The 26253-nt window shown below is 44.3% G+C and carries 25 protein-coding genes and 1 riboswitch; of the genes, 1 reads left to right on the forward strand and 24 read right to left on the reverse strand.

Annotated features, from left to right (window positions below):
• From HC026_RS02625 to HC026_RS02660, 8 genes are all read right to left on the reverse strand, one after another.
• Positions 1-780 (reverse strand): ABC transporter ATP-binding protein, encoded by a 780-nt coding sequence (locus HC026_RS02625; protein ID WP_168924427.1) that lies wholly within the window; start codon positions 778-780, stop codon positions 1-3.
• The gene (locus tag HC026_RS02630; protein WP_408640972.1) at positions 777-1694 is read right to left on the reverse strand and encodes a branched-chain amino acid ABC transporter permease; all 918 of its coding nucleotides are present in this window, start codon (positions 1692-1694) and stop codon (positions 777-779) included. Before HC026_RS02630 ends, HC026_RS02625 begins: the two co-directional genes overlap by 4 nt.
• A 51-nt stretch (positions 1695-1745) precedes the next feature.
• Positions 1746-2624, reverse strand: coding sequence for a branched-chain amino acid ABC transporter permease (locus tag HC026_RS02635; RefSeq protein WP_168924429.1), 879 nt, complete (start codon positions 2622-2624; stop codon positions 1746-1748).
• A gap of 106 nt (positions 2625-2730) precedes the next feature.
• The gene (locus tag HC026_RS02640) at positions 2731-3927 is read right to left on the reverse strand and encodes an ABC transporter substrate-binding protein (RefSeq protein WP_168924430.1); all 1197 of its coding nucleotides are present in this window, start codon (positions 3925-3927) and stop codon (positions 2731-2733) included.
• Positions 3928-4531: 604 nt separating this feature from the next.
• Positions 4532-5020 carry a dihydrofolate reductase gene (locus tag HC026_RS02645; RefSeq protein WP_168924431.1) on the reverse strand — a complete coding sequence of 163 codons (489 nt, stop codon included), beginning with the start codon at positions 5018-5020 and terminating at the stop codon, positions 4532-4534.
• A gap of 10 nt (positions 5021-5030) precedes the next feature.
• The gene (locus tag HC026_RS02650) at positions 5031-5981 is read right to left on the reverse strand and encodes a thymidylate synthase (RefSeq protein WP_168924432.1); all 951 of its coding nucleotides are present in this window, start codon (positions 5979-5981) and stop codon (positions 5031-5033) included.
• 20 nt (positions 5982-6001) lie between these two features.
• Positions 6002-7885: an ABC-F family ATP-binding cassette domain-containing protein gene (locus HC026_RS02655; protein ID WP_168924433.1), complete on the reverse strand. Its 1884-nt coding sequence runs from the start codon at positions 7883-7885 to the stop codon at positions 6002-6004.
• A 4-nt stretch (positions 7886-7889) separates the two neighbouring features.
• Entirely contained in the window at positions 7890-9104 is a 1215-nt protein-coding gene (locus tag HC026_RS02660) for a CCA tRNA nucleotidyltransferase (protein ID WP_168924434.1), read from the reverse strand.
• Positions 9105-9263: 159 nt separating this feature from the next.
• Here HC026_RS02660 and HC026_RS02665 point away from each other — a divergent pair, with 159 nt between their 5' ends.
• A complete protein-coding gene (locus HC026_RS02665) occupies positions 9264-10154 on the forward strand; it encodes a YitT family protein (RefSeq protein WP_408640970.1) in 891 nt (296 codons plus the stop codon).
• Positions 10155-10273: 119 nt separating this feature from the next.
• Here the strand turns inward: HC026_RS02665 and HC026_RS02670 are convergent, their stop codons facing one another.
• From HC026_RS02670 to HC026_RS02745, 16 genes are all read right to left on the reverse strand, one after another.
• Positions 10274-12202, reverse strand: a complete 1929-nt coding sequence (locus HC026_RS02670; protein WP_168924473.1) for a KxYKxGKxW signal peptide domain-containing protein — start codon at positions 12200-12202, stop codon at positions 10274-10276.
• Positions 12203-12385: 183 nt separating this feature from the next.
• Positions 12386-13654, reverse strand: coding sequence for a tetratricopeptide repeat protein (locus HC026_RS02675; RefSeq protein ID WP_168924435.1), 1269 nt, complete (start codon positions 13652-13654; stop codon positions 12386-12388).
• 147 nt (positions 13655-13801) lie between these two features.
• Entirely contained in the window at positions 13802-14077 is a 276-nt protein-coding gene (locus HC026_RS02680) for an HU family DNA-binding protein (RefSeq protein WP_054655222.1), read from the reverse strand.
• Between the two features lie 244 nt (positions 14078-14321).
• Positions 14322-15629 (reverse strand): ribosome biogenesis GTPase Der, encoded by a 1308-nt coding sequence (gene der, locus HC026_RS02685; protein ID WP_168924436.1) that lies wholly within the window; start codon positions 15627-15629, stop codon positions 14322-14324.
• A 135-nt stretch (positions 15630-15764) separates the two neighbouring features.
• The gene (gene rpsA / locus HC026_RS02690) at positions 15765-17027 is read right to left on the reverse strand and encodes a 30S ribosomal protein S1 (RefSeq protein ID WP_168924437.1); all 1263 of its coding nucleotides are present in this window, start codon (positions 17025-17027) and stop codon (positions 15765-15767) included.
• 80 nt (positions 17028-17107) lie between these two features.
• Positions 17108-17794 (reverse strand): (d)CMP kinase, encoded by a 687-nt coding sequence (gene cmk, locus HC026_RS02695; protein ID WP_168924438.1) that lies wholly within the window; start codon positions 17792-17794, stop codon positions 17108-17110.
• Positions 17795-17813: 19 nt separating this feature from the next.
• Positions 17814-18455 (reverse strand): LysM peptidoglycan-binding domain-containing protein, encoded by a 642-nt coding sequence (locus HC026_RS02700; protein WP_168924439.1) that lies wholly within the window; start codon positions 18453-18455, stop codon positions 17814-17816.
• Positions 18456-18521: 66 nt separating this feature from the next.
• Entirely contained in the window at positions 18522-20000 is a 1479-nt protein-coding gene (locus tag HC026_RS02705; RefSeq protein ID WP_211089381.1) for a RecQ family ATP-dependent DNA helicase, read from the reverse strand.
• Entirely contained in the window at positions 19975-21027 is a 1053-nt protein-coding gene (locus HC026_RS02710) for a helix-turn-helix domain-containing protein (protein WP_168924440.1), read from the reverse strand. Before HC026_RS02710 ends, HC026_RS02705 begins: the two co-directional genes overlap by 26 nt.
• A gap of 131 nt (positions 21028-21158) precedes the next feature.
• Positions 21159-21746 (reverse strand): ECF transporter S component, encoded by a 588-nt coding sequence (locus HC026_RS02715; RefSeq protein WP_168924441.1) that lies wholly within the window; start codon positions 21744-21746, stop codon positions 21159-21161.
• 109 nt (positions 21747-21855) lie between these two features.
• Positions 21856-21982, reverse strand: a riboswitch (FMN riboswitch).
• 54 nt (positions 21983-22036) lie between these two features.
• A complete protein-coding gene (locus HC026_RS02720) occupies positions 22037-22765 on the reverse strand; it encodes a pseudouridine synthase (RefSeq protein ID WP_168924442.1) in 729 nt (242 codons plus the stop codon).
• A 4-nt stretch (positions 22766-22769) separates the two neighbouring features.
• Complete coding sequence (gene scpB / locus HC026_RS02725; RefSeq protein ID WP_168924443.1) at positions 22770-23357, reverse strand: SMC-Scp complex subunit ScpB; 588 nt, start codon at positions 23355-23357, stop codon at positions 22770-22772.
• Positions 23354-24109, reverse strand: coding sequence for a segregation and condensation protein A (locus HC026_RS02730; RefSeq protein ID WP_168924444.1), 756 nt, complete (start codon positions 24107-24109; stop codon positions 23354-23356). Before HC026_RS02730 ends, scpB begins: the two co-directional genes overlap by 4 nt.
• The gene (locus HC026_RS02735) at positions 24102-24458 is read right to left on the reverse strand and encodes an N-acetyltransferase (RefSeq protein WP_168924445.1); all 357 of its coding nucleotides are present in this window, start codon (positions 24456-24458) and stop codon (positions 24102-24104) included. The genes HC026_RS02730 and HC026_RS02735 overlap by 8 nt, the downstream gene beginning before the upstream one ends.
• An 18-nt stretch (positions 24459-24476) precedes the next feature.
• Positions 24477-25364 (reverse strand): site-specific tyrosine recombinase XerD, encoded by an 888-nt coding sequence (gene xerD, locus HC026_RS02740; protein WP_168924446.1) that lies wholly within the window; start codon positions 25362-25364, stop codon positions 24477-24479.
• Positions 25348-26250 carry a CvfB family protein gene (locus tag HC026_RS02745; RefSeq protein ID WP_168924447.1) on the reverse strand — a complete coding sequence of 301 codons (903 nt, stop codon included), beginning with the start codon at positions 26248-26250 and terminating at the stop codon, positions 25348-25350. The genes xerD and HC026_RS02745 overlap by 17 nt, the downstream gene beginning before the upstream one ends.
• Positions 26251-26253: the final 3 nt, after the last annotated feature.

Genomic DNA, 26253 nt, shown 5'->3' on the forward strand with positions numbered 1-26253 from the left:
TTACGCCTCCTCACCCAAGTATGCTTTGATAACGGCATCGTTATTCTGAATTTCTTTAGGTGTGCCTTCTGCTAACAGTGAACCGTGATCCAGCACGTAAATTCGAGATGCGAGGTTCATCACCAATGACATATCGTGCTCAATCAACAAAACCGTAATGTGGAAATCATGCTGAACTTGCTGAATTAAGCGCGTCAAATCGGCGGTTTCTTCTGGGTTCATCCCCGCTGCAGGCTCATCTAGAAACAGAATTTTAGGTTTTGTCGCCAACCCACGCACAATTTCCAATCGCCTTTGAGTACCGTATGGCAGATTTTTAGCTAACTGGTCTAAATCATCTTGCATATCAAAAATTTTTAGGAGCTCAATTGCTTCTTGGCGGATCCGTGCTTCAGTTTTGTAAAACTTCGGCAAGCGGAAAACGGATTGAACAAAATTCTCCCGGTAGTTAGCAGTCATCGCGATTAGAACATTATCCAAAACGGTTAGTTCCTTAAAAAGCCGGATATTTTGAAACGTTCTAGCCATGCCCAAGTTGGCAATTTTGTATGCCTTCATTCCGTTGAGTGGAATCAAACCGTCACTGCCACGAAAAGTAATTGAACCAGAACTAGGAACAATCACGCCCGTCAGTAAATTAAACAGAGTGGTTTTGCCCGCCCCATTAGGTCCAATCAGCGCAACCAGTTCGTCATCATTCAGGTGCATATTCACATCAGAAACAGCGGTTAACCCGCCAAAGTTTTTGATCAAATCTTCAACGTTTAGCAATGTTGTCATGACTTGGCACCCGCCTTCCTACTCTTTGGATTGAACAAGCGTTTAAACGATAGTTCCTTGGCACCCATAATTCCGGATGGTTTGAAAATCATAATTAAAATCAGCACCAACGCGTAAATCACCATGCGTAATGCACCAAAACTTTGCAATGCCGCGTCAACGATACCTAAGATGGTGGCGGCTACGAAACTGCCAGTGATACTCCCAACGCCACCAAGCACAACGATAATCAGGATGGCAATGGATTCCATAATATTGAAATTATTCGGCGCAATTGTCTGGACATAAGAGGCCTGCATTGAGCCTGCAACCGCCGCAGTAGCAGCACCAATAACGAAAGCTGCCAGTTTCCACTTAAAAACGTTGATTCCCATTGAGTCGGCAGCAATCTCGTCTTCACGAACGGCCAATGCCGCGCGACCACCCCGACTGTGGATAAAGTTCACGACGATGATCGTCGTCACACAGACCATGATGTATACCACAGGCCAAGTTGCAAATTGCGGAATGTTGAACATCCCCGATGGCCCATTAGTCATTTTCATATTGTTGATAATGATCCGAATAATTTCAGCTGCACCCATGGTCGCGATGGCTAGATAATCTCCCCGGAGACGCAACGTTGGGATACCCACGATCAGTGCGGCAATAATCGCAATGATCACACCGACAATAATGGAGAGATAAAATACACCAGCCGTTGGTGTCTTACTGATCATGATTGACGTTGCGTAAGCGCCCACAGCCATAAAACCAGCGTGACCCAGTGAAAACTGACCGGCGAAACCAATGACTAAGTTCAAGCCGACAGCCAGGATGATATTGATGCCAATGGTCACTACCATGTTCTCCAGAAATGAATCAATGACGCCAACTAAGATCAAGGCATTCATCAGGTAAAAGCCAGCGACCATCAAAATGAGCCAGCAAATATTGTATTTTAAGTTTGCTTTCAAAATAATCACCTAAACCTTTTCTTTGACGTTTTTGCCGAAAATACCTGCTGGCAGCACCAAAAGGATAATGATCAGAACAAGGTAAACCGCAGCATCCTTGTAAGCTGAAAAGCCCAAAGATTGAACTGCAGTTTCCAGCAAACCGATCAAGAAACCACCAAGTGATGCCCCTGGAACTGATCCGATACCACCAACCACGGCGGCAACGAAAGCTTTGATTCCTGGGGTCATTCCCATAAGCGGATCGATCGAGTTGTAATACAGCCCGATCAAAACACCAGCTGCACCAGCCATCGAAGACCCTAATGCAAACGTGAACGAAATTGTTCGGTTGATGTTAATCCCGACCAATTCAGCAGCATCAGGATCCACCGAAACTGCTCGCATCGCCCGACCCATTTTCGTTTTCTTGATAATTAATTGCAGCAGTACCATCAATAAGCAAGCCGTGACTAGGATCAGAATTTGAATGTTGGAGACCCGAACGCCCCAAAGATCGTAATTGACCTGCTTGATGACTTGCGGAAAGTTGCGGGTGTCAGCACCATACAGGTACGACATCCCATTTTCCAAGAAGTACGAGACCCCGATGGCTGTAATGAGAGCTGTAATTCGTGGTGCGTGTCGCAGTGGTCGATAAGCAAAGTATTCAATCACAACGCCAGCTGCTGCACAAACGACCATCGCGGATAACAGTGCAAAAATAAAATTAAAATGCCAGAAATTAATCGTGTAGTAGCCCCAAAAGGCACCTAACATGTAAATGTCACCGTGAGCGAAGTTAATCAATTTTATAATGCCGTAAACCATGGTGTAGCCCAGTGCCAGCAGGGCGTAGATACTGCCCAGCGACAGGCCGTTTATCAGTTGTTGAAAGACAGTTGTCAAGGTGTCACCCTCCTTTATGTACGGAGCATTCCAGCTGAGGAACTCTCGTCAGCAAACAGCGTGGTTTGTTCACGAGAGCCCCCTAGTTGGGAAGCTCAATCTCTAATTACTTAATCTGTGTTGAACCAACAACTTTACCATTGTTCAAGTGCTCAACGGCAATTGGCTTGCTGGCATCATGGTGGCTATCAATTGTGATCTTACCAGTAACACCATCGAAATTCTTGATTTGAGTCAAGCCCTTGGTGATCTTAACGGAGTTAGCTGATTTTTGGCTTTCAATGGCTTGTTTGATCATGTAAGTTGAATCGTATGCCAATGCTGAGAAGGTTGGTGCATCAGCATGATAACGTGCTTTGTACGCCTTCATAAATTTAACAGCAGTTGGATTCTTTTCTGCGACCGTCTTTGAAAATGGTGTGGTGTAGTAAATGTTTGAAGCGTTCTTGGCACCAGCAATTTGAACCAGTTTGGCATCAGCCATACCATCAGAACCAACGATTGGAACGTTCATACCAATTTGACGAGCCTGTTTGATGATCAGACCTATTTCTGAGTAATAACCTGGTGCATAGATGGCATCAACCTTCTTGTTCTTGAATGAAGTCAAGATGGCGTTAAAGTCTTTGTCACCAGCTGAGAAGTACTGGGTATCAACAACTTTACCCGTGAATTGTTTCTTGAATGATTTGGCCAACCCAGTACCGTAATCAGTTGAATTATCACCAAGAATTGCCACGCGCTTAGCTTTCAAATTATTTGTCATGAACTTTGCAGCGGTACCACCTTGGAAATTATTTTGGTAACATGCCCGGAAGACATATGGCTGAGCCTTGCCGTTCTTTTGCAGTGTGAAGTTTGGATCCGTTGCGGATGGACTCAGTGCTGGTACCTTAGCCTTAGTTTCGTTAGGAATTGCGGCAGTACCGGCGTTGGTGGTCGCAGTCCCAATGATGGCATTGACCTTGTCGTTATTAGCGAGTTGAGCGGCAACGGATGCAGAAGTACTGGTTGACGTCTTATTATCTTTGATAATCAGTTTGATCTTCTTCTTTTTGCCGTTAACGTTAACGCCACCCTTGCTGTTAATCTCCTTAGTTGCCATCTGGATCCCCTGTTTCATTTGGTTACCGTAACCAGCAGCTGCACCGGATAGTTCCATGTTGACCCCAATTTTAACGGTACTACCTGTTTGGTCGTTGCCTTGACTAGTTGTTTTGGCGGTTGAACAGCCAGCAAAGATTGCTGCTGACATGGCAATAGCTGCGATTCCTGTAATGCGTTTGATCATTTTTTTCTTCATAAGTCTCTCCCACTTTCCCAATTTAAAATATGTGTTGTATGTATGTTGCCGTTTGCCTGGCTGACTTCCCTCCTCGTACCAGAACAATAAAAAACCTCATTCAATTTAATGAATGAGGTTTTGCAATCAGAATTTGATCATCAAGCCCTCATCATTAAAAACGCAGAAATAAGGGCTCAACTTAGTTTAATTAGTAGATAAACTACTAGCTAAGAGTTGCGTCCTTGGTTTTTAATAATAAGACTAAATTCTGACGAACAGAGGTTACGTTAACGATTTGAATAATTGAATTTTTCATAAGATGTAACCTCCTGTCTGAATTTATTTTCCTTGGTGAATAATGCCACTATAATCGGATACTCATAATTCGTCAACAATTATTTTTTATTTTCTAATGATTAATTAAAATGATAACCGTAACTCATATCGTTTAAAGCCTATGTCTAAAGGATTCAATAAATAAATAATGAGGCTGAAATAAATTTTGAGTTGTAGTATCTTGCAGAGAGTCTCATATTATGGGAATTACATAAATAATTTCCACCCATATTAAAAATCACTTAGTCCAATTAAGGCACTAAGTGATTTTTTATAAACGCTATCTTCAGCGTCGTTGCCAACGCTCAAAGATTAACCCATACTGATTTTTTTCGTCTGGTTGGTGAGTTGTAGATTCAATTAATTTAAATTGATTATAATCAATTTCTGGCATGTAGGTATCCGCCTCAAACGTGTGCAGCACCCGTGTCCGTAGCAAGGTATCAACGTACGGAAGCAGGCTCTTAAACACCCGCGCACCCCCGCTGATGATCACTGTCTCATCGGGGTGTTCTTGCTCATATTCAACGACTTCCTCAGCGCTGTGTAGAACTTCAACACCACTGGGAAAATCAGTGTGAGTGCGACTGGTCAAGACGATGTTTTTTCGGTGTGGTAACGGCTTCTTGTAACTAGCAAACGTCCGCGAACCGGAAATCAGCGTATTACCAATTGTGTGTTGCTTAAAAAAAGCCATATCAGCTGGTAAATGCCAAGGTAACTGTCCCTTATGCCCAATCGCATGTTGCTGGTCTTCTGCCCAGATAAATATCATGACATCACTCCTATACCGCGACTGGCGCCTTGATGGCAGGTGCCGGGTGGTAATTAGTCACACTGATATCATCCATATCATAATCAAAGATACTGGATTTTTCAGGGTTTAAAACCAGCTTAGGCGCATCAACTGGCGTTCTTGAAAGCTGGGTCTTCACCTGTTCAAGATGATTACTGTAAATATGAGCATCGCCAAAGGTGTGAACAAAATCACCGGGTTCCAGGCCAACTTCCTTGGCAATCAGATTTGTCAACAAAGCATAGCTAGCAATGTTAAATGGCACACCAAGAAAAATATCAGCTGAACGTTGATATAATTGACAGCTTAATTTGCCATCGTTGACGTAGAACTGGAACATCGTGTGACAGGGTGGAATCGCCATGCCAGGCACATCTTCAGGGTTCCATGCTGAAACAATCATACGCCGTGAATCAGGATGCGTTTTAAGTGTTTCAATAACTTGTCCCAGTTGGTCGATCGTTTCGCCCTTACTGGTCTTCCAGGCGCGCCACTGTGCCCCGTAGACGTTACCCAGTGAGCCATACTTAGCAGCAAACGCGTCATCTTCAACGATTCGCTGACAGAAGCCTTTCTTTTCTTTCTTGTAAGTTTCATTGAAGGCCTCATCAACCAATGAACGACGGCCAAAATCGGTCATGTCTGGGCCATGATAGTCGGCTGACTCAACAAAGTTCTTGAACGCCCATTCGTCCCAAATATGATTATGATGCTTCAGCAAAAACTGAATATTCGTATCACCATGCAAGAACCACAGGAGTTCACTTTTAATTAACCCAAAAGGCACTTTCTTGGTAGTCAATAACGGAAATCCTTTACTCAGATCAAAGCGCATCTGATAGCCAAAAACACTGATTGTTCCAGTGCCAGTCCGATCAGACTTGCGGTGACCATTTTCTAAAACGTACCGTTCCAAATTTAAATACGCGTCCTCAAGCATTGAAAAAACACTCCCATTCCTTATTCAACGTACTGACTTAAGTAGTCCCACCGCGCCATTTTTTCATCCAACTCATGGTCGGCTGCTTCAAAATCAGCTTGTAATGTAGCTAATTTATCATAATTATCGCCATTTTGGTTCATTTTTGACTGCAAATCGGCTTTTTTATTTTCCAAAGCGTCAATTTCGTCCTCAATGCCATCCCACTCGAGTTGTTCCTTGTAGGTAAGCTTAGTTTTCTCCTGCTTAGCGGGGGCAGCTGGTTCACTCTTAGGCTTAGGGGCCGCCTTCTTGCTGTCTGACTGCCCCTTTTTTTGACTGGCTAAATAGTCGGTAAATAAACCGCTATAGCGATCAATTTTTCCGTTGCCATCAAAAATCAGCAGCTTATCAGCAACTTTATCCAAGAAGTAACGGTCATGAGACACAGTGATAACGGTGCCGTTAAAATGATTAATATAGTCTTCCAGCACCGTTAGTGTAGAGATATCTAAATCATTGGTTGGTTCATCTAAGAACAAAACATTCGGTTGTTCCATCAATAACTTGAGTAAGTACAACCGCCGTTTTTCACCACCAGATAACTTGCGGATCAAGGTGCCGTGCATGAACCTTGGAAACAAGAACTGTTCCAGCAGTTCTGAAACTGAGACAGAATGACCGTCTTTATCGGTAACATTATTACCAACCTCACTGAGGTAGTTAATGATTCGTTTGTCATCTGGAATGGGTTCAGTTCGTTGGGTGTAATAGGCCATTTTGACCGTTTCACCAATTGTGACGGTACCCGAGTCCAATGGTAGCCGTTGGGCCATAACGTTCAACAGTGAAGATTTTCCGGCGCCATTTTCACCCGAAATTCCAATTCGGTCACCAGCCTGAATTAAAAGGCTGAAATCCTTCAAAATCAAATGCTCGTCTAATTTAAGGTTAGCGTCCTTTAATTCAATCACTTGTTTGCCCAACCTGGCTTGGCCTAAATCGATTGACACATCCTGCTCGGTTGGTGTGGTACCCATATTATCCTTAATTTTATTGAATCGGTTGATTCGTGCTTGTTGCTTGGTCGAACGTGCATGGGCACCAGCTTTCATCCATGCCAGCTCCTGCTTATAAAGCTGTTGCTGCTTGTGATCAGCGTTAGCTTCCTGCTCTACCCGTTCTGCTTTTTGGCCAACGTAATCTTGGTAATTACCATCGTAGTGGAACAGTCGACCAAAGGACAGCTCCCAAATATGATTTGCAACCTGGTCCAAGAAATACCGGTCATGGGTAACGACGAGTAATGCACCCTTATAATTAGCTAAGTAATTTTCCAGCCAATCAATGGAATCAAAATCCAAGTGGTTGGTGGGTTCATCAAGCAATAAAAGGTCAGGTGCTTGAATTAACACTTGGGCCAAGCCAACCCGCTTGCGCTGACCACCAGATAATGTCCCCATTTGCTGGGTTAAATCCGTGATATGCAACTGAGTGAGAATGGTTTTAACGTCACTTTCAGCATTCCAGGCATCAGCTTCATTCATTTGAGCCTCAGCATCCATATACCGCTGCTGTTTCTTTTGATCTTCGGGATCATCGCTGTAAGCGGCTAACGTATCTTCATAATGGCGAATGATTTTAAAAACCTTTTGTGAGCCAGAAAAGACAGCATCCATAATTGTTTGCTGATCATCAAATTCTGGGTCTTGCGTTAAATATGCAATGGAATAGTCGTTAGGCGTGATAATGTCACCGGAATACTGTGCCAGACCCGCCAAGGTATTAAGCAGACTGGTCTTACCACTCCCATTAGTCCCAATCAAACCAATTCGGTCACTTTCGTTAATAATGAAATCAACCTGATCAAACAACGTTTTTTCGCCATATGTTCGGGTCAATCCCTCTGCTCTTAATGTTTGCATTTGGTCACGCTTTCTCGTTTAGAAATTTAATTGCTGCACTTAGTAGCTCTTGAGTCTGATTATTCAGATGGTTTTCGACGACCTGACGCTCCAGAAAACTGAGCGCTTGTCCCAACTGTGGACCCGGCTTGATTCCCGCTGACATCAAGTCTTGGCCAGAAACCGCCAGTTCCTTCTTAGAATGAATCTGGAGAACCTGATATCTGTTGAGTAAATCAGGTGTTTCATATGCAAATACATCCAGCTGTTGAGCCACTTCATTTGCGATGGTCAGCAGTTCGCTGCCAGTCTGGTAAAGTAACCAGTCGTCAACCGAATGGTTTGAAATTGCCGAAACGGCTTGGGTTGCAACCTGAACGTCCTCAATTAATTGATTAGCTGACTTCCAATCCTTTAATAACTGATTCACCTGTTTCCAAGATAAATCAAATACAGACGCCAGCAAAGTCCAGACCGCGGTCTCGTTGCTTAGTCCACGCTTTAACTGATCGCGCAGATGATTCAACTGTTCCTGGTAGGCCTTAAAGTCCGGACAATATTGGTATAACCCCGTCGCCATAAAGACGTCAAGTCCCTTGCTTGGCCATTGTCCTAACAGCATTTTCACAAATTCGACATGAATTCGTTCCACCGCAATCTTAGTTAATAATGGGCCATGGTGCTTAATGCCTTCAATCGTTTCAGGATCAATTTCAAAATTCAATTGACTCGCAAACCGAACCGCACGCATCATACGCAAAGCGTCCTCGTTAAACCGTTTTTCGGGGTCACCAACTGCCTTGATCCGGTGTTCAGCTAAATCAGTCAGACCATCAAAATAATCAATAATGGTGCCATCGGTTTTTAGCGCCAGTGCGTTGATGGTGAAATCTCGCCTGTTCAAGTCTTCTTTTAACGACCTGACAAATTTAACTGAATCTGGTCGACGGTAGTCTTGATACCCAGATTCCGTTCGAAAAGTAGTGGTTTCGTAGCCGGTACCGTGATCCAAAATCATAACGGTACCATGCTCAATACCAGTATCTACTGTCCGCTTAAATAGCGCCTTAACCTCTTCAGGGTACGCGCTGGTCGCAATATCCACATCGTGAATTGGCAATCCTAATAACGTATCACGAACAGAGCCACCAACATAGTAGGCCGCGTAGCCCGCAGCCTCAATGGTGTCAATAATTGGCCGTGCTTTAATAAATTCTTCAGGTAGTGTTTCAATTTTCATTTTAATCGACCCTTTATCTGAGTTATGCTTCAACTTCTAATTTTCAGTCTATTCAAGTTTACCAGATATCACTAGTATAACCAACTGAACTTCAGTCGAATATGCTATGATAATTAGAGGAAACTACTGTACGGATAACCTGAATTGGAGGGAACGAGTTTGACTAATAAGGTTGAAGAACGGGTACGCCTATTTGATCTGCTGATGATTGCTATTGGTGCTGCCGCGTATGCGTTTGCGCTAATTAAATTTAACATTGCCAACCAGCTTGCAGATGGTGGCATTAGCGGGGTCACTTTGATTTTAAAAGGCGTCTTTAATTTTAATCCCGCCTACTCTACGGTTATCATCAACATTCCGCTGATCATATTTGGTTACCGTTTTCTTGGTAAACGGGCGATCATTTATACCTTATATGGGACATTCATGCTGTCCGTTTTTCTATGGATCTGGCAGCAAGTCCCCATCAGCATTGATTTACACCACGATTTATTCTTAGCAGCTATCGGTGCTGGTATTACGGGTGGTGCTGGCAGCGGGCTGGTTTACCGATACGGTGGGACCACTGGTGGGACGGATATTATCGCCCGAATTTTCGAGCGGTTTCGTGGTGTGCCAATGGGCCAAACACTGCTATGGCTAGATATTTTAGTCCTCTTCTTTTCTTTGGTTTACATTGATATTCGCCACATGGCTTATACGTTACTTTATTCCTACGTATTTTCTCGTTTGGTAAACTTCATCTTAAGCGGTACTTACGCGGCCAAGGGTGTTCTCATCGTCAGCTCAAAGTCACAAGAAATTGTTGACCAAGTCATGACCGTCATGGAACGTGGAGTCAGTATTCTTCACGGTGAAGGCGGCTACTCCCACCAGGATCGACCAATGCTCTATATCGTTGTTAGCCCAAGCGAACTGCACGAATTGCAGATGTTAGTTGGCGAGCTTGATGAAAATGCCTTTATGACGATCTTTGACGTTAATGAGGCCATTGGTGAGGGTTTCACTTATGCCCGACCTAATCGTCATCTCTTTAAACACGCTGGTTAGTGGCGTGTTTTTTATTGTTGTTTTATAAGTTAAAGTAACTTTTTATTTATTTTAGTTAACTAAAAAGCATTATCCATCGCTGAATAACGCTCTTCTACTTCTTGTATGATCTATTAATTTTACTTTGATTCTGGTTTGCGTCGTTTAGCCAACCCTAAAACACTCAAAATACTAAGCATAATAACGCCCATCAATGCGCCAGTTTTCGAGTTTACTTCACTGGTTTGTGGCAATTTCTGAGTACCTGTTCGGCTTGTCGAATCTGCAAGTACGACTTTACCGGATTTTGAATTGCTGTTTCCAGTAGTAGCCCCTTCAATTCTAGTTGAGGCTACACCGCTTCCTTGACGAGAAGTGTTAGTTGTCCCATCGTTCTGAGTTGATTGCTGACTGTCAGGGGTCTGACTCTGATTTACTGTATCCCCATTACCACTTGTGCTGATACTATCGTTTGTAATAGAAATAGTGTCAGTGCGATCTGAATTTTGACCTGCGCCAGTATCGGCAGTCGTGTCAGTGTCAGTGTTACTGTTCTCAGTATCACTAACCGTACCACCATTATCTTGACCACCATTAGGACCAACTACTGCGTTCGGCTGATAGTAAATTGTAGCTGTGGAATCTGCTAACTCGCTGGCTGCAATAGGCGCCGGGTAAGTTGCTGGTGCACCCGAACTAGTCGCCGTATAACCGTCAATTTGTGGTGCAGAAACAAAGGAATAAGCCCCTTGCGCGGTGGCGTAACTATCGCCAGCCACACGATCCGTTTTGACGACCCAATTAATCGTTTGAGTAGTCGCCTGTTTCAACGCAGTAGTTGTGCCTTCGATGTAGTAATTAACGATTCGATTGGTTGTCTCAGTAGTCATCTTAACTTGATGGGTCAGATAAACAATGACACTGGGATTTTCACCAGCAACAAAATTGTAGGTTCCCTGGGTTGGCGTCCCGGACTTTAAATCATAGTTTGCTGGTGCGGACACTGTATAATCTGTTGACTCCCCCTCCATACCACTCAAAGGAATCGTTTGGACTAACTTGTTATTTTCATCTTCATCCAAATATTGGATAGTGGTAGCCGTATTTTTAACAAGCTTAAATTCCAGTGTTGAAATGTTAGCAGCAGTACCCTGCTGTAAATTAAAATTATAAATATCGGCTTCAAAATCATTTTCGGGTGATGCGGTATCCAGACTACCTGCATTAGCAATCGTCAACGGAACTGACAGCGTATAACTGGCGTTACCCACAAATGAACTTCCCTGAACGTAGATTCCCAATAGCTGACTTGGTTTGAAATCAGGGTAATTGACTAGAAGATCATTATATGAAAGATATTCACCCGGTTTGACAGAAAAGGTGTAATTCAAACCCGGTTGACTGCCCATCAAATCTTGCAAGTTAAAATTATCGTTAACTAACGCCGAAGTCGATTCATTAAAAAACTTAGGAAACAAGAAATCTGGTTGAATGCGACTAGGTTCATTACTGGTGTTAGTAACATTATAATCAATATTGAAATTGCTAGCATTCTTGACATCTAAGCCAGCTTGACTGGTAACGACAGCATCAGAATTAGCACCGGCAACCAGTGTATTATCGCCTTTGTTCCAAGCTGCACCTGGCAAACTAACTTGCGCGGTACTAGTCCACTGAGTGGCACTTGTAGCAGCAACTGATCCCTGGTCGGCTGCCTTTGGCTGAGAAGTCACTACTGTAGCAGCAACGGGTTCATCGGCTTGTTTTTCAGTTTGATTGCTCTCAGAAGCTGCCTGCTCTGAACCATCTGTGGCCACATCAGTTGCTTGACTGCTGTTATCAGTGTTTCCTGAGTTATCAATATTGTTAGCTGTCACGGAATTACTTGCCTGAGTGTTGTCAGCAAGATTTGACTTCACAGCAGTAGCAACCGGTACTGTGTCATCAGCAGCGGCACTCACTTGAGACCCCATCAGACCGCCAATCCCAATAGTTACCATTGTAATAGCGGCAAAAATCCATGACCGGCCACTCTTATACATTTTATAATGCTGTTTTGTTTCATTCATCTTAATACGCTCCCTCGAAAATCGTCCTACTCCTAGAACAAATTATTTTTTCTTCTCTCCATAAGACTACCATAATAGCTCAAAAATAAAAGGGTTTGTCCTGCTAATCAAACAAGAGTGCAATTGCCGTCACCTCAAAACATCAAAAAACTCACCAAGTATTTGCTTGGTGAGCTTTTTAATCTAAAGGTCGTTTTCTTCTTCACTTTCCAGCATCTCAGCCATTTCAGCATCGTCGGGAACCACCTTAACGTAGGCTTTCAACAGCGTCATCATCTGATCACGCTCCCCCATTTCACGGAAGAAATAAACAGCTGGTTTTAAAAAGTCAGCCTGATCCATAAAGTACGGTGCTGCTGCCTGGTAGTACCTGTCAGCTTGATCATACTTCTCCAATCGAACATAGGAGACTGCCAAGTTCCAGTAGAGCTGCGGATCCACGTTATCCTGACCCACGTAGTCCGCTAAAAAGGTCACCGTCTCTTGGAACCGTCCCTGTTTGACGTAGAGGTTGGATAGCTTAATGACAATATCCAGATCATCGGGATCCAGTTCGTGCCCCTTCTTCAGATAAGTCTCAGTCAGGTCTTCATCTTCCACTCTAGCCGCGATGTCTGCAGCGTAGGACCATAGCTTTTCATTGTACTGGTCAACACCCAAGCCCTCTTGGAGGACCTTTAAAGCCTCATCTAACCGATTTTCCGCCACCAACGCTTGACCGAGGTACGGATAAAGACTGGTATAATGCGGATCGGTATCCTTTAATTCTTCAAACAGCGTAATCGCTGGTTTGTAATCCTTCAACTGTAAATAAGTAAAGGCCGTTTCAAACTTCACATCTGGCGTCATATCGCCGGAGTGAATTTGTTTTAAATAGCCGATTGCCTGCTCAAAGCGACCCGCATTGGCATAAGCCACGCCGATTCGTTCGACCAAATTAACTGAGCTGAAATCAGGGATTCCTTGCTTAATCAAGCCCAGGTACAGTGGGATGGCTTTTTTAAATTCACGCATGACAAAATACAACTCAGCTAGTGCAAATTGAATCGCTGGTTCATCAGGCGCCAGTTTCATTGCCTCTAATAGCTTCTGTTCACTGACCTCGAACAGTTCTTGGGTTTGATATAAATCAGCCGCAACCATCAAAGAACGGACGTAAGCTGGTGAATCCGAAGCAACCTCATTCAAAAGTGTCAAAGCTTCGTCGTTTTTGTCATCATCAATTAAGACATCTGCCAAATTAACCCGCAAATCATCTTCCTCGGGATAACGTTTCAGTAAATTCTCGTAAATTCGTCTGGACTGGTTCAAAAAACCCAGTGAATAGAGTTCCTCTGCCAGGCTATAAAGCGTATCGTCATCATCATGACGCAATGCACTGGCATAAGTTTTTTTAAATTCATCCAATTGACCGTGTTCTAGCTGGTCAAGGGCTTGCTGTGAATAACTCATTTAGACCCTCCGTTTCGTTCATTCATGAAACTAAATATTATCACTTTAAGAACAGGCAAACAAGCAAGTGACCTGCAGACGATTGCTAAAATCTAGCCCATTAAAAAAGCCAACCCTCATCGGATTGGCTCCACCGTCAATAATAAATTATTTAACAGCGTCCTTCAAAGCTTTACCAGGCTTAAATGCTGGTACTTTGCTTGCAGGAATTTGAATTTCGGCACCCGTTTGTGGGTTACGGCCCTTACGAGCTGCACGTTCGCGAACTTCGAAGTTACCAAAGCCGATTAATTGTACCTTTTCGCCTTTAGCCAAAGTTGCTTGGACTGAGTCAAATACTGCATCGACTGCAGCAGTTGCATCCTTCTTAGTTAAGCCGGTTGCAGCTGCGACATCGTTAACAAGTTGTGCTTTATTTGCCATGAATGATTCGCCTCCTTGGATTATATATGATGAGTACAAAGTCATCTCATCTAGCCGATCAACAAGTCAATCAGGCCACTGAAATAATAACGGCATTCCGTATCATTTCTGTTTCCAAGATAGCACACAAAGCCTATCATAGCAAGGTTTTTTACAGTTTCTAGGCGATAATTATGTCAAAAAGGCGATTTTTTACGTACAAGACTGAAAAATGAGCGGAAATCAGGCCCAATCAGTATTCAGCCTACTTTCGATGACGTTCGATCAAATGAATCGGTGTACCAGAAAAATCGAAGTGTTCTCGAATCTGATTTTCCAGATAACGTTCGTATGAAAAATGCATCAAATCCGGATCATTCACGAACAACACAAAAGTTGGCGGCTGAATGGCAACCTGAGTAGCGTAATAAACCCGTAATCGACGCCCATTGTCATTGGGTGTCGGGTTCATGGCGATTGCGTCCATAACCACTTCATTCAAGGTCGATGACTGGATGCGTTTAGCATGGTTACCAGCAACTGTCTTGATCATAGCTGGTAATTCACCCAACCGTTGATGGGTTTTAGCTGATACAAATACGATTGGTGCATAGGCCAGATACTGGAATTCTTCTCTCACATGGACTTCAAAGTCGTGCAAGGTTTGATTATTTTTCTTCAAGGTATCCCACTTGTTTACCACGATGATGATTCCCCGACCAGCTTCATGGGCGTATCCCGCAACCCGCTTATCTTGTTCCCGAATGCCCTCTTCAGCATTCAGCACAAACAAAACAACGTCAGAATTATCGATGGCCTTCATCGCCCGCATCACACTATAACGCTCAGTGTTTTCATACACCTTACCACGTTTTCGAATCCCGGCAGTATCAACCATGGTAAATTCGGTACTATCAGCAACGAACTTCGTATCAATGGCGTCACGAGTGGTCCCAGCAATTTCAGAAACAATTACCCGATCCTCACCCAGCAAAGCGTTTACCAGTGATGATTTACCAACGTTTGGTCGGCCAATTAAGCTAAAGCGAATACTGTCGTCATCAACTTGACCGGTTTTATCCGGAAAAGCCTTAATGACCGCATCCAGCAGATCACCGAGTCCTAAACCATGGGCGCCAGAAATTGGATACGGATCACCAAATCCAAGTGAATAAAAGTCGTAGATATCCTGACGTAATTCAGGGTTATCAGCTTTATTAACAGCTAGCACCACGGGTTTATCCGCCCGATAAAGAATCTTGGCGACTTTATCATCAGCATCGGTAATCCCTTCTTTGACACTGACCACGAAAACAATCACGTCAGCTTCATCAATGGCCACCTCAGCTTGTTGCGTAATTTGTTTTAAGAATGGTTCATCACCCATATCGATACCACCAGTATCAATCATACTGAACGTGGTTCCCAGCCATTCGCCGTGAGCGTAAATACGATCTCGGGTCACACCCGGGGTATCTTCAACGATTGAAATCCGGTCGCCGGCGATCCGGTTAAAAATAGTGGATTTTCCAACGTTTGGTCGGCCGACAATGGCAATTGTTGGCATACTCATACAACATCCCTCTTTTCTGTCTCTAAGTTAAAAGGTCAAATCACAACAAAAATGTCATCTTGAAACTGGCATTCCGTTCCAAAATGACATTTTAATTAATTTAATGAAAATTTCTGTTTTGAAACATTGATTAGATTACTTGTTATCTGAATCTGAATCAGTTTGAGCATTCTTCAACTGATCACCAATCAAATCACCTAAAGTAAAGCCTGCATCGTCATCGTCCGTAGACATCTGAGTAGGAGCAGCTTGTTTTCTTGGGGCGCGTTGCTTTGGTTGTTCATGTTGTTCTTGTTCTTCAAGGCCAGCTGGCTTTTCTTTCAATGCTTTGATTGAAAGTGCTAAACGGTGAGCTTCTGGATGTACTTCCAGAACCTTCACTTGAACCTTTTCACCAGTAGAAAGCACATCATTAGGAGTGGCGATGTGTTCATGGGCGATTTGTGAAATATGAACTAACCCTTCAACACCAGGGAAGACTTCAACAAACGCACCGAAACTAGTCAAACGCTTAACGGTTCCTTCAAGAACAGAACCTTCTGGTGCCTTTTCTTCGATGCCATCCCAAGGTTCTGGTAAGGTTTGCTTGATTGAAAGTGAAATCCGGTTACGGTCAGGATCAACAGATAAGACTTTAACCTTAACATCTTGACCAACCTTCAATACGTCAGAAGGTTTTTCCACACGTTCGTAAGCAATTTCAGAAACGTGAACCAACCCATCAACACCGCCAAGGTCTACGAAAGCACCAAAGTTAGTTAAACGGGCAACTTTTCCTTCAACCGTTTCACCGGCAGTAAGTGTTGACATGATTTCCTCACGCTTAGCAGCCTTTTCTTGTTCAACCAATGCACGGTGTGACAAGATCAAACGGTTTTCACTTGGTTCGATTTCAATAATCTTAAAGGTCAATGTCTCACCCTTAAATTGGTTCAAATCTTCAACGAAGTGATCACTGATCATTGAAGCAGGCACGAAACCACGAACGCCCGCGTCAACAACTAAGCCACCCTTTACCACTTGGGTAACAGGTGCTTCGATTGTTTCGCCAGCTTCGTACTTCTTTTGGATTTCGTCCCAAACTTTACGGGCTTCGAGGCGACGGACAGAAAGCAAGTAACTGCCGCCTTCCTTGTCATTACCGATTTTTGAGATAACAACTAAATCAAGGGTGTCACCAACTTTAATGACATCATTGATATCTGAAACAGGCTTTGTTGAAAGTTCCTTTTGTGGTACCACACCTTCGATACCGGTGCCTTCGATACCAACGATAGCTTGTTTGTCATCGTCAATGGCCAATACTTCACCCTTAACGACATCACCAACATTCACCGTTTCAATGCTATTTAAAGCATTTAATAAATCGTTGTTCTCATTGTTATTGTTTTCACTCATACGAACTTTTCCTCCTTGTGACAACTCTAACTTATATTTTATCCGAAAATTAACAATAATACCAGTAGCATGACGCACTTTTATGCGAATTCTTTTTGTTTTTTGCTAATTATGTCGCTGATCTTGTCCACGACCTCATCAATTGACAATGATGTGGTGTCCAATCGAATGGCATCCGCCGCTTGTGTTAAGGGTGAAATGGCTCGCGTTGAATCCTTATGATCCCGCGTTTGAATTTCATCACGTAACACGTCCATCGGTGTATGAATGCCCTTCTCAGCGTTATCTTTAAACCGTCGCTGAGCCCGTTCTTCAACGCTGGCCACCAAGAAAATCTTAACTTCGGCTTTTGGCAAAACAGAAGTCCCAATATCCCGACCATCCATCACGATGCCACCAGCATCAGCAATTTTACGTTGACGCTCAGTCAGATCCTTGCGAACCGTTCCCTGGGCGGCTACGGTTGAAACGTTATTGGTCACGTCGGGTTGGCGAATCGCCATCGTCACTTCCTGACCATCAAGAAAAACTAATTGTTCGGGATTTCCTGGTTTAAACTCAATTTGAGTTGTTTTTAACATCTCAGCTAATGCAGCCGCGTCGTCCAAGGGAACGTGCTCTTGCATTGCTTTTAAAGTGACCGTTCGATACATGGCACCGGTATCACAATAAACATATTGAAACCGATGAGCGATCTTCTTCGCCACCGTACTTTTACCAGCAGAAGCTGGCCCATCAATTGCAACTTGTAACTCTTTTTTTGACATTTTATCCACCTGTATCAACTTATTTGACGCGTACCCTCTGGTTTGGCCTTAGCGAATTAAGACCAGGGTTTAGCTGCTTCAATCGTGCAACTGAAATCCCGTTGTTCACCGCTACCCGATAAAGGCCTTGACCTTGCTCAACAACGGCATACTTCGAATCAGCAGTTGAACCGGACGAAGAAGCAGTCGACTTAGCCGACTTTGTGGTTGTAGCCGACTGCTTAGGCGTTGTCGATTTACTAGTAGCCTTGGTCTCTTCAGCTGAGGTGCGATTAGTATCCGCTGCCTTACTGCTACTACGTGCTTTTGACACTGAGTCAGCAGAGGCTTTTTTAACAGAAGCGGACGAAGCTGCCTTCTCAGAAGCAGATTTGGCTGCTTTCTTCCGGGGAGTCGAACTCACCGAACTCGTCTGCTCACTGGAAACACTCATTGAATTATCAGGTTTGTTCATCGCGCTTTGACGCGCCAGACCGTATATTAACGACCCAACAGCAATCAAAATGATAATAGCGACTAAAATAATTGTGATCAATCGGTTATTATGGCTTTGTCGATGACGCTTAGTCCGTGACAAGTTACCCTGAGCATCCCGGTCGTCCCCAAACGACTGGTCCCAAGGTTTTGTTTCAGATGATTGATCGTCTTTTTTTGGATCCATCGTGTAACCTCCTCAAAAACTTTCATTACGAATTGTACCATAGCTGGCGCTTTAGTGGGAATTTTTTTAAATCACGTCTGATTGCTCACTCTGAGCATTAAACAACTGTGCCAAAATTGATTGCCAGTTAATTTGCGTGGCTTGGCGCCGTTCCTGCAAATCACCGTCATCAGCTGGCGCCAATAGCCCGAGCTCGGCTAGTTGAAAATCGGGTTCGTCACTGCTACAGCAATGCGTTGAAACGGCTTCATCTTGCGTCTGGTCAAAGTAAGTTTGAATGTACTGCCGCTTGCATTCCGGTGTTCGCACGTAACCCATCATTTTACGAAGGGCGATAATGCGCTGCTCTCGCCGTTTTTCAAAACTGGTCTGCACCTGCTCCTCACGGTAGTGATGTTGTTTGTAAAACCAAATTAAATTGGCTTTTTCATCCCCGGCCACTTGCGGTTCATTCTGTTGGAAATAATAACTGATTTCATTGGCCTGCGGCACGGTTGCCTCACTTAAAAATTGGGCAATTTGTTCGTCACCGGATTGGTAAAGTAAAATTGCCACGCTCTGCTGTCCATCACGGCCAGCCCGGCCAATTTCTTGCCAGTAAGATTCTATGTCGCTGGGAACGTGATAGTGAATCACAAACCGAACGTTATTTTTATCAATTCCCATCCCAAAAGCGCTGGTGGCACAGATGACATCCAATCGGTCCTGCATAAACTGTTGTTGAACCTTGAAGCGGGTTTCTGGATCTAAATCAGCATGATAAGCCGCCACTCTGCAAGTCGTTTTGGTCCCCAGCAGTTCCGCCATTTCGTTGGCCTTCTTCTTACTGGAGAAATAAATAACACCCGGTTTTTTAAGGGTCGCTATCAGTTCAACTAATCGCTCATCCTTGTCCACTTGGGCCTCAAAGCGTTCGACGTCCAAGAAAATATTTTGTCGATCAACTGGCAAGACAATCTCTGTCGCATGGGGCAACTGTAACTTTTCCTTAATATCACCACGAACATGCTTGGTAGCAGTGGCAGTTGCCATTAGCGTTAAGGGATCATTCAGTTGATGACGAATCTGCCCCAGCAAGAGGTATTCAGGCCGAAAATCCGGACCCCAGGTAGAAATACAGTGTGCCTCATCGACAACCAATAGCCCTACCTGGGCCAGTTGAAAGGCGTTCAAGACTTGATCTTGACTCAGCATCTCCGGTGAAACAAAGACGAAGCGGTAGGCGGACAAATGCCGCAACACCCAAGTTCGTTCATCATAAGACATCATAGAGGTCAAAGCCGTGGCACGCTTTTCACCTTTAACGTTCAACGTTGTGACTTGATCCTGCATCAATGAGATCAGGGGTGAAACAATCAGCACTAGCTGCTGTGTGACCGCACCGTACAGTTCATAGATCAAGGTCTTCCCCGCTCCTGTGGGCAAAACAGCTAGCGTATTCTGGCCCGCCATCAAGGCTTGTAACGCCTCGAGTTGACCAGGTCGAAACTGGCTAAATCCAAACCGCTTTTGAAGTGTTTCATAGAGTTGTTCCGTGCTGATCATCCGTCTGTTTACTCCTTAAGATTTCTAAAAGTCGAAATTGCCAAAATTCCACTGGTAAATCTTCAACTTGTTTAAATTGCCAGTCATCAATGGGTGTATCATCCAAACGCCTGCTCATTTGCCCGACAAGCTCTGGTGTTAAAATCCGCTGAAAGGCAAACTGTTCCTTTGGCAGCAAGATTGCGGCTTCTAGCAAGTGCTCCCGGACCGTACTCAATTTTAGTGACCGATTGTGACTGATCGTTTCCAATGACTCGCCAGCCATAAAACTATTCAAGGTTAACTGAGCACTGGTACTGACCAGTGGCCGTTTTAAACCCGCTAGTAAGGTATTTAAGCACGCCGTTTGTGTTTGGGAAATTGTTTTAGCCAATTGGCAAGTTAAATCAGTTGCCATCACTCGCGCTTCAGTCTCACTGATTGACAACCCTTGCGCCACTTGTCCCAAAGTTTCACCAGGTCGTTCATGACCAACTAATAATTGGCTCATGAACATGGCTTGCTGATCGGGCAGTTGGGTGAAAAAAGACTGCCAGAAATCGTAAAAAGTGGTTTTCAAATCGGCGTCATGAAAATGTCTGAACCATTGTTTGATCCACTGCTTGACCGCCCACGGGGCTTGAAGCGGATAGTACTGACCATTTTGATAAGCCTGTTCTGAAACGACCTGGGTTGCCAATAACAGCCGTACCCAAAAGGTATCAATGTCAATGACTAAGCGAATATTTAAATTCTCTGGTTGGTAGCTATTTTGGATAACTTGCTGCTGGGCTTTGGCTCCCTCAACAGTTAATTGTGCGTTGGTCTCGGCCACATTAACTAGGCCCTGAGTCTTCAATTCATGAACGGCCTGGTCCATCGCTTGTCGACTGAGCTTTTTTTCGTAGCCTAACCAAGGCAGTTGATGATAACGCATCCCCCAGTACAAGGTGGACACTGTCCGTTTTCCTACCAAAATATTCTCAATGACGCGTAAACGTCGTGGGGCTTTTGGTGATAAAAAAGTGATCAGTTGCTTCGCATCCATCGTCAATTGCCCCCATTTATAGTCTGAATCTATTCTCCCACACTGGAAATTCACTGTCTAGTGACATCAAAAAAGGATGACACTGAGGTCATCCCGTTATCATCTATTGACGTGAATCTTAACGTTTAGTTTTAAAGTAAATCAGATTGCTGTCTTAAAAATGATTTCATTCGGTCAGTGACCACCACGAATACCGCGCCCACGAGAACACCCTTGATCAAATTAAAGGGAATCACGCCGAACAATACCATCTGAGACAGTGGAATCGTGATTTTCATGTGTAGCACAGCCATGTAAACTGGAATCAAAACCGTCACGTTCAACAGTGCCATGATGACCGACAAACTCACCGTACCGGCGACTGCACCGAGAATCAACCGGGTCACAGTTTTATACTTTCTAACGTATTTTAAGACGAAGTAGATTGGCAGCATGAAACTAACCGAAGCCACAAACCCGGCTGCGACACCGATAAAATTAGCAATGTCGACACCCGTTAACAGCCAATACAATAATCCCTTAATGGCAGCAATCAAAATACCGCCGACTGGACCAAACATAATCATTCCTAATAAAATGGGAATGTCCGAGAAGTCCACCTTCATATAGGAGACGAACGGTAAAATTGGAAATGAAATGAAGTAAAGTAAAAATGAGATTCCTGCAAACAGTGACATGATTACGACCTGGCGAATGCTAAATGGTTGACTATGTTCCATTAGATATATCCTCCCAAAACTGGTCATCTTCAAATGAAAACGCAAACAAAAAAACCGAATTCATTTTCTCCAGAGGAAAACAATTCGGCTTCACAATTATCTGTGTTAACCCAATCTTCTTTATACCAGACTTTACTGTCGGTTTCGGAATCACACCGAATCGGCTATTCCAAAAAAGGAATAGGTCGCGGACTTTTACCGCCGGTCGGGAATTGCACCCTGCCCTGAAGATGAACCATGCTATTTAATTTCTTACGATTATTGTACTGGGTAAACTTCAAGAATGCAAGCTATTTGTCCAGTTGAGCAACCCGCTTCAGTTCTTTGACTTCTTCTGGATTCAGTTCCCGAAATTCACCGGGCTGGACCCCTTTAAGGGTTAGAAAAGCGTACGTCTCGCGTTTCAATTTCATTACGGGATGGCCGACCGCTTGAAGCATCTTTTTAACTTGATGGTTCTTACCTTCGTGGATCGTCAATGAAACGATTGCCGTCTTCCGCTTATCATCACTGGAGAGCACTTTAGATCTAGCTGGAGAAGTCTTCTTACCATCAAGGCTGACCCCTTGACGCAGGTTCTTTAATTCTTCATTAGTTGGAATGCCTTGAACCTTAGCCACATAGGTTTTATCAACTTCATACTTCGGGTGAGTCAGTTGATTAGCTAATTCACCGTCGTTGGTCAGTAACAACAGCCCCGTCGTATCGTAATCTAGGCGGCCCACCGGATAGACCCGCTCTTTGATTTCGTCATCCAATAAATCAATGACCGTTTTACGGTGCTTATCATCAGAAACCGTCGACACAACCTGCCGTGGCTTGTTCATTAAAATGTAAATCGGCATTTCAGTTTGAATTGGCATTTCATCTACGGTCACGCGGTCGTGTTTACCCACTTTGACACCCAATTCAGTCACTGTTTTACCATTCACTTTCACGTGACCAGAAGTGATCAGTTTTTCTGAACTCCGCCGTGAGGCAACACCGGCGTGAGCCATAACTTTTTGCAATCGTTCCATATAATTATTTATCCTCCGAGTTTATCTGTTCGTTGAACCGTTTTAAAAATAAATCGCCATTCTGTTCATCATCCGGCAGCGTTTGAGCTTCCGGCAATGGCGGCAAATCAGCTAGCTGCTTGATGCCAAAATAATCCATGAAGTAGCCAGTAGTCTTGTATAGCTTTGGCCGGCCGGGTCCCTTCTTACGCCCTGATTCCGTGATCAGTTGCCGCAACATCAGTTTATTCAAAGTACCGGAGCTTTGAACGCCACGAATTTCATCGATTTCAATTCGAGTAATCGGCTGATTGTACGCAATAATGGCTAATACTTCTAGTGATGCCTGCGACAAGCCAGTGGAACTAGGGGCTTCAAAGTATTGACTGACAACGTTAGCCAGACCTTCCTTAGTCGCCAGTCGAACCGTGTCACTGCTCTTTAAAATGACTAACGCGGAGTCCGGGTCACTGGCATATTTTTGATTTAACTTAGCTAACGACTGATTCACTGCCGGCACCATTGAATCAGTTAAATTCGCCAGTTCTTGAATCGTCAAGCCTGATTCGCCACTCACAAACAGCAGCGCTTCTAGTTGTTGTATCTTACTCATTCTTCTTCTCCCAAATTAGCCGGTTTAACAGTGATTGGCATGACTCGATTAGGCTGATCCACGGCAACTTCATGCTGCTTGGTCATTTCTAACAATGCTAAAAAGGTCGTCACCAGCTCCTCCTTGTTTGGCTTATTATCGAATAACTGGCCAAAGGGAACAGCTACTCGTACTTTGCTTAGTTTAAACCGTAACGTATGGATCTGCCCCTTCACCGTGTACTGTTCGTCACGAATCAAACGCATTGGTAGTTCCGGTTGGCGCTGACGCTCAGTCAGCTCAGTTAAGACGCGCTTTAGGTCGGTCAAGGTTAACCCCGGCGCCAGTTTGCCTAATTTGACGCCAGCTGGTACCGCCATCTCCGGACGGGTATAAAACTTCTGCCGGGCAAGTGCCTGTTGTTTGAACCAGCTCGCCACCTGCTTATAACGTTGATACTTCACCAGTTGATTGACCAAATCATCCTGCATTTCTGCTAAACTTGGCTCGTCTTCCTCTTCCTCCGGCGTTTCGTCCACAGGTAATAAGAGTTTGGCCTTCATTTTCATGAGGGTAGCGGCCATCACAAAATAGTAGCCAGCCACATCAAGTTGATGATCCTGCATCTGCCGCAAAGCCATCATGTACTGATCAGTGATGCTGACAATGGGAATATCATAAATATCGATGGACGAAGACTTGATCAAGTGTAACAGCAAATCAAGCGGGCCTTCAAAATTTTGGACGTGAATCAATACTGGCTGCTCACTCATGGCTAGCCTCCCACTTAGCAACGATTCGCGTGGTTTCCAGGGTGCCCATGATGCGTTGCTCCGGATACATGTCCTGCAGTTCAGTTAAAATGGTATTCGTCTGATCCTCTTCCCGAGCTGCCGGTGTCAAGGCAATGAGCCGAATCACGACGAAATGAGGGCGCAGTTCAACCCCAACAATTCCTGAAAAGTCCTGATTAACGTCCTTCCATAACAACAGCTGTCTAGAATCACTATCTTGATACCACTGCAACTCTGCTCGCAAACGGTCAATTTTCTTCAATGCCGGCGCAAAGGAGAGCAACCCCATTGCCACTTTCTCATAATCACTACGATATTTAAGTAACAAACTGATCCCTCCGTAACTTTACGCTCTTGGGTGAGCTTTACGATAAACTTCTGTTAAGTGTTTTTTAGAAATATGCGTATAAATTTGCGTTGTTGAAATATCTGAGTGGCCTAAAAGTTCCTGAACGATTCGCAGGTCAGCACCATTTTCCAGAATATGAGTGGCAAATGAGTGCCGTAACGTATGCGGTGTGACGTGTTTACGAATCCCAGCCACACTGACGTATTGCTGAATCTTCTGCCAGATGCTTTGCCGGCTCAGGCCACTACCATGGGCATTCAAAAATAAATAGGGTGATGTCCGCTGCTTCAATAGCAAGGGTCGGCTTTCATTCAAATAGCGGTTGATCCAATCAATTGCGACGTCACCGATAGGGATGATACGTTCCTTGTTTCCTTTACCGATGGTTTGAATCAACCCCATTTCTAAGTGGAGTTCACCCATTTTGAGGTGTACCAGTTCGCTAACTCGCAAGCCGGTAGCGTACATCACTTCTAAAATCGCCCGATCCCGAATTCCATACTTATTCGTCGTATCCGGCGCAGCCAGCAACGCATCAACTTCAGTCACCGTTAAGACCTGTGGCAACGGTCGACTCTTCTTAGGTGCCTTCACTTCTGCCATGGGGTCCACGGTAAGCTGATCATTTTGAACCAAGTACTGGAAAAAGTGCCGCAGGGTAGAGACCATACGTGTCACACTGTTCCGAGACTTCCCGTTGGTTTGCTGCTGTTTCAAAAAATTAAGCATCGTTAACTGATCGACTTTAGTGATGTCGGTGATTTTTTGCCGTTCCAGAAATTCCCGGAATTCTTTTAAATCCAAACGGTAAGAACTAATCGTATTGGCAGCTAAACCCCGTTCAATTCTTAAATCATGCAGAAAATCTTCAATCTGTTCGTCCATTTTGATCACGTCCTGCTTCAGTTAACCACAGGTAGCCATCATGCTCTTCAGCTAGCCGCTGTTTCATTAAATGGCCGACTGCCCGCTTGAACTGTCCCTTACTGATGCCAAAGTAATCTTTGATGTCAGCGGGATCACTCTTATCCGTAAAGGCCACCTTGCCTTCTGGCGCATGTTGCAACGTTGCTAACAGCATTAAGGCGTCATCCGGAATCGCTTCGTATGCCCGGGGGCGCAGTGATAACTTTAATGTCCCATCAGGATACTGACTCACTACCCGGGTGTTTAACTGTTGCCCGAGCCGTGGTTCCTGGTCCCGTTCTTCAGGTGGAATAAAGCCCAAATTGTAATCAGCAGTGATCACCATGGTCCCAGTTAGTTTCAACCGGTAGGCAGTGGCTTCAACATCCTTATTGATTAACTTGGTTGATACCGGTTGAGAAATGACCCGATACAGCGCTTCGTCGCCTAAGTCGCCCCACATCCGCCCCTTCTTATCCAGGGTAATCGAAAGCATTAACCGATCACCGCGTTGTGGCCAAAGCCCGGCAATTTCGGGCAAATTATCCAGTGACACCACAATGTCTTTATTGGGTAAGCCAATATTGACGAATACACCCAATCCATGCTGAACCCGGACCACTTCACCGAAGCCGTAGTGATCCACTTGAACCTTAGGCGCGTTTCGCGTCATTTGCAATTGGTGCTGTTCGTTCTCGTAAGCAAAGCCCTTAAAATGACTGCCCAGCTTCAACGGTTTCTCAATCTCGGCTTTATCCAGTCGAAAAGTAAGTCCGTTGGTTTGGACAAAATACTGTTTATCATTTTCATCAGTGACTTCGCCGCTAATTATTCGGCCGAGCAACTGAGTTAATTCATTATCCATTTT

Origin of the sequence: Secundilactobacillus angelensis (assembly GCF_012641075.1) — a bacterium.
GTDB classification, from domain to species: domain Bacteria; phylum Bacillota; class Bacilli; order Lactobacillales; family Lactobacillaceae; genus Secundilactobacillus; species Secundilactobacillus angelensis.

What these genes read in the sequence shown, in the direction of transcription:
- HC026_RS02680 (WP_054655222.1), bottom strand. Translation starts at nt 14,077, where the DNA reads ATGGCAAATAAAGCACAACTTGTTAACGATGTCGCAGCTGCAACCGGC.
- HC026_RS02730 (WP_168924444.1), bottom strand. Translation starts at nt 24,109, where the DNA reads ATGAGTGAGCAGCCAGTATTGATTCACGTCCAAAATTTTGAAGGCCCG.
- scpB (WP_168924443.1), bottom strand. Translation starts at nt 23,357, where the DNA reads ATGAGTAAGATACAACAACTAGAAGCGCTGCTGTTTGTGAGTGGCGAA.
- HC026_RS02630 (WP_408640972.1), bottom strand. Translation starts at nt 1,694, where the DNA reads ATGGTCGCTGGCTTTTACCTGATGAATGCCTTGATCTTAGTTGGCGTC.
- HC026_RS02625 (WP_168924427.1), bottom strand. Translation starts at nt 780, where the DNA reads ATGACAACATTGCTAAACGTTGAAGATTTGATCAAAAACTTTGGCGGG.
- HC026_RS02705 (WP_211089381.1), bottom strand. Translation starts at nt 20,000, where the DNA reads ATGATCAGCACGGAACAACTCTATGAAACACTTCAAAAGCGGTTTGGA.
- rpsA (WP_168924437.1), bottom strand. Translation starts at nt 17,027, where the DNA reads ATGAGTGAAAACAATAACAATGAGAACAACGATTTATTAAATGCTTTA.
- HC026_RS02720 (WP_168924442.1), bottom strand. Translation starts at nt 22,765, where the DNA reads ATGGAACGATTGCAAAAAGTTATGGCTCACGCCGGTGTTGCCTCACGG.
- HC026_RS02670 (WP_168924473.1), bottom strand. Translation starts at nt 12,202, where the DNA reads ATGAATGAAACAAAACAGCATTATAAAATGTATAAGAGTGGCCGGTCA.
- der (WP_168924436.1), bottom strand. Translation starts at nt 15,629, where the DNA reads ATGAGTATGCCAACAATTGCCATTGTCGGCCGACCAAACGTTGGAAAA.
- HC026_RS02745 (WP_168924447.1), bottom strand. Translation starts at nt 26,250, where the DNA reads ATGGATAATGAATTAACTCAGTTGCTCGGCCGAATAATTAGCGGCGAA.
- HC026_RS02655 (WP_168924433.1), bottom strand. Translation starts at nt 7,885, where the DNA reads ATGCAAACATTAAGAGCAGAGGGATTGACCCGAACATATGGCGAAAAA.
- HC026_RS02660 (WP_168924434.1), bottom strand. Translation starts at nt 9,104, where the DNA reads ATGAAAATTGAAACACTACCTGAAGAATTTATTAAAGCACGGCCAATT.
- HC026_RS02640 (WP_168924430.1), bottom strand. Translation starts at nt 3,927, where the DNA reads ATGAAGAAAAAAATGATCAAACGCATTACAGGAATCGCAGCTATTGCC.
- HC026_RS02645 (WP_168924431.1), bottom strand. Translation starts at nt 5,020, where the DNA reads ATGATATTTATCTGGGCAGAAGACCAGCAACATGCGATTGGGCATAAG.
- HC026_RS02650 (WP_168924432.1), bottom strand. Translation starts at nt 5,981, where the DNA reads ATGCTTGAGGACGCGTATTTAAATTTGGAACGGTACGTTTTAGAAAAT.
- HC026_RS02715 (WP_168924441.1), bottom strand. Translation starts at nt 21,746, where the DNA reads ATGGAACATAGTCAACCATTTAGCATTCGCCAGGTCGTAATCATGTCA.
- cmk (WP_168924438.1), bottom strand. Translation starts at nt 17,794, where the DNA reads ATGTCAAAAAAAGAGTTACAAGTTGCAATTGATGGGCCAGCTTCTGCT.
- xerD (WP_168924446.1), bottom strand. Translation starts at nt 25,364, where the DNA reads ATGGACGAACAGATTGAAGATTTTCTGCATGATTTAAGAATTGAACGG.
- HC026_RS02675 (WP_168924435.1), bottom strand. Translation starts at nt 13,654, where the DNA reads ATGAGTTATTCACAGCAAGCCCTTGACCAGCTAGAACACGGTCAATTG.
- HC026_RS02700 (WP_168924439.1), bottom strand. Translation starts at nt 18,455, where the DNA reads ATGGATCCAAAAAAAGACGATCAATCATCTGAAACAAAACCTTGGGAC.
- HC026_RS02710 (WP_168924440.1), bottom strand. Translation starts at nt 21,027, where the DNA reads ATGGATGCGAAGCAACTGATCACTTTTTTATCACCAAAAGCCCCACGA.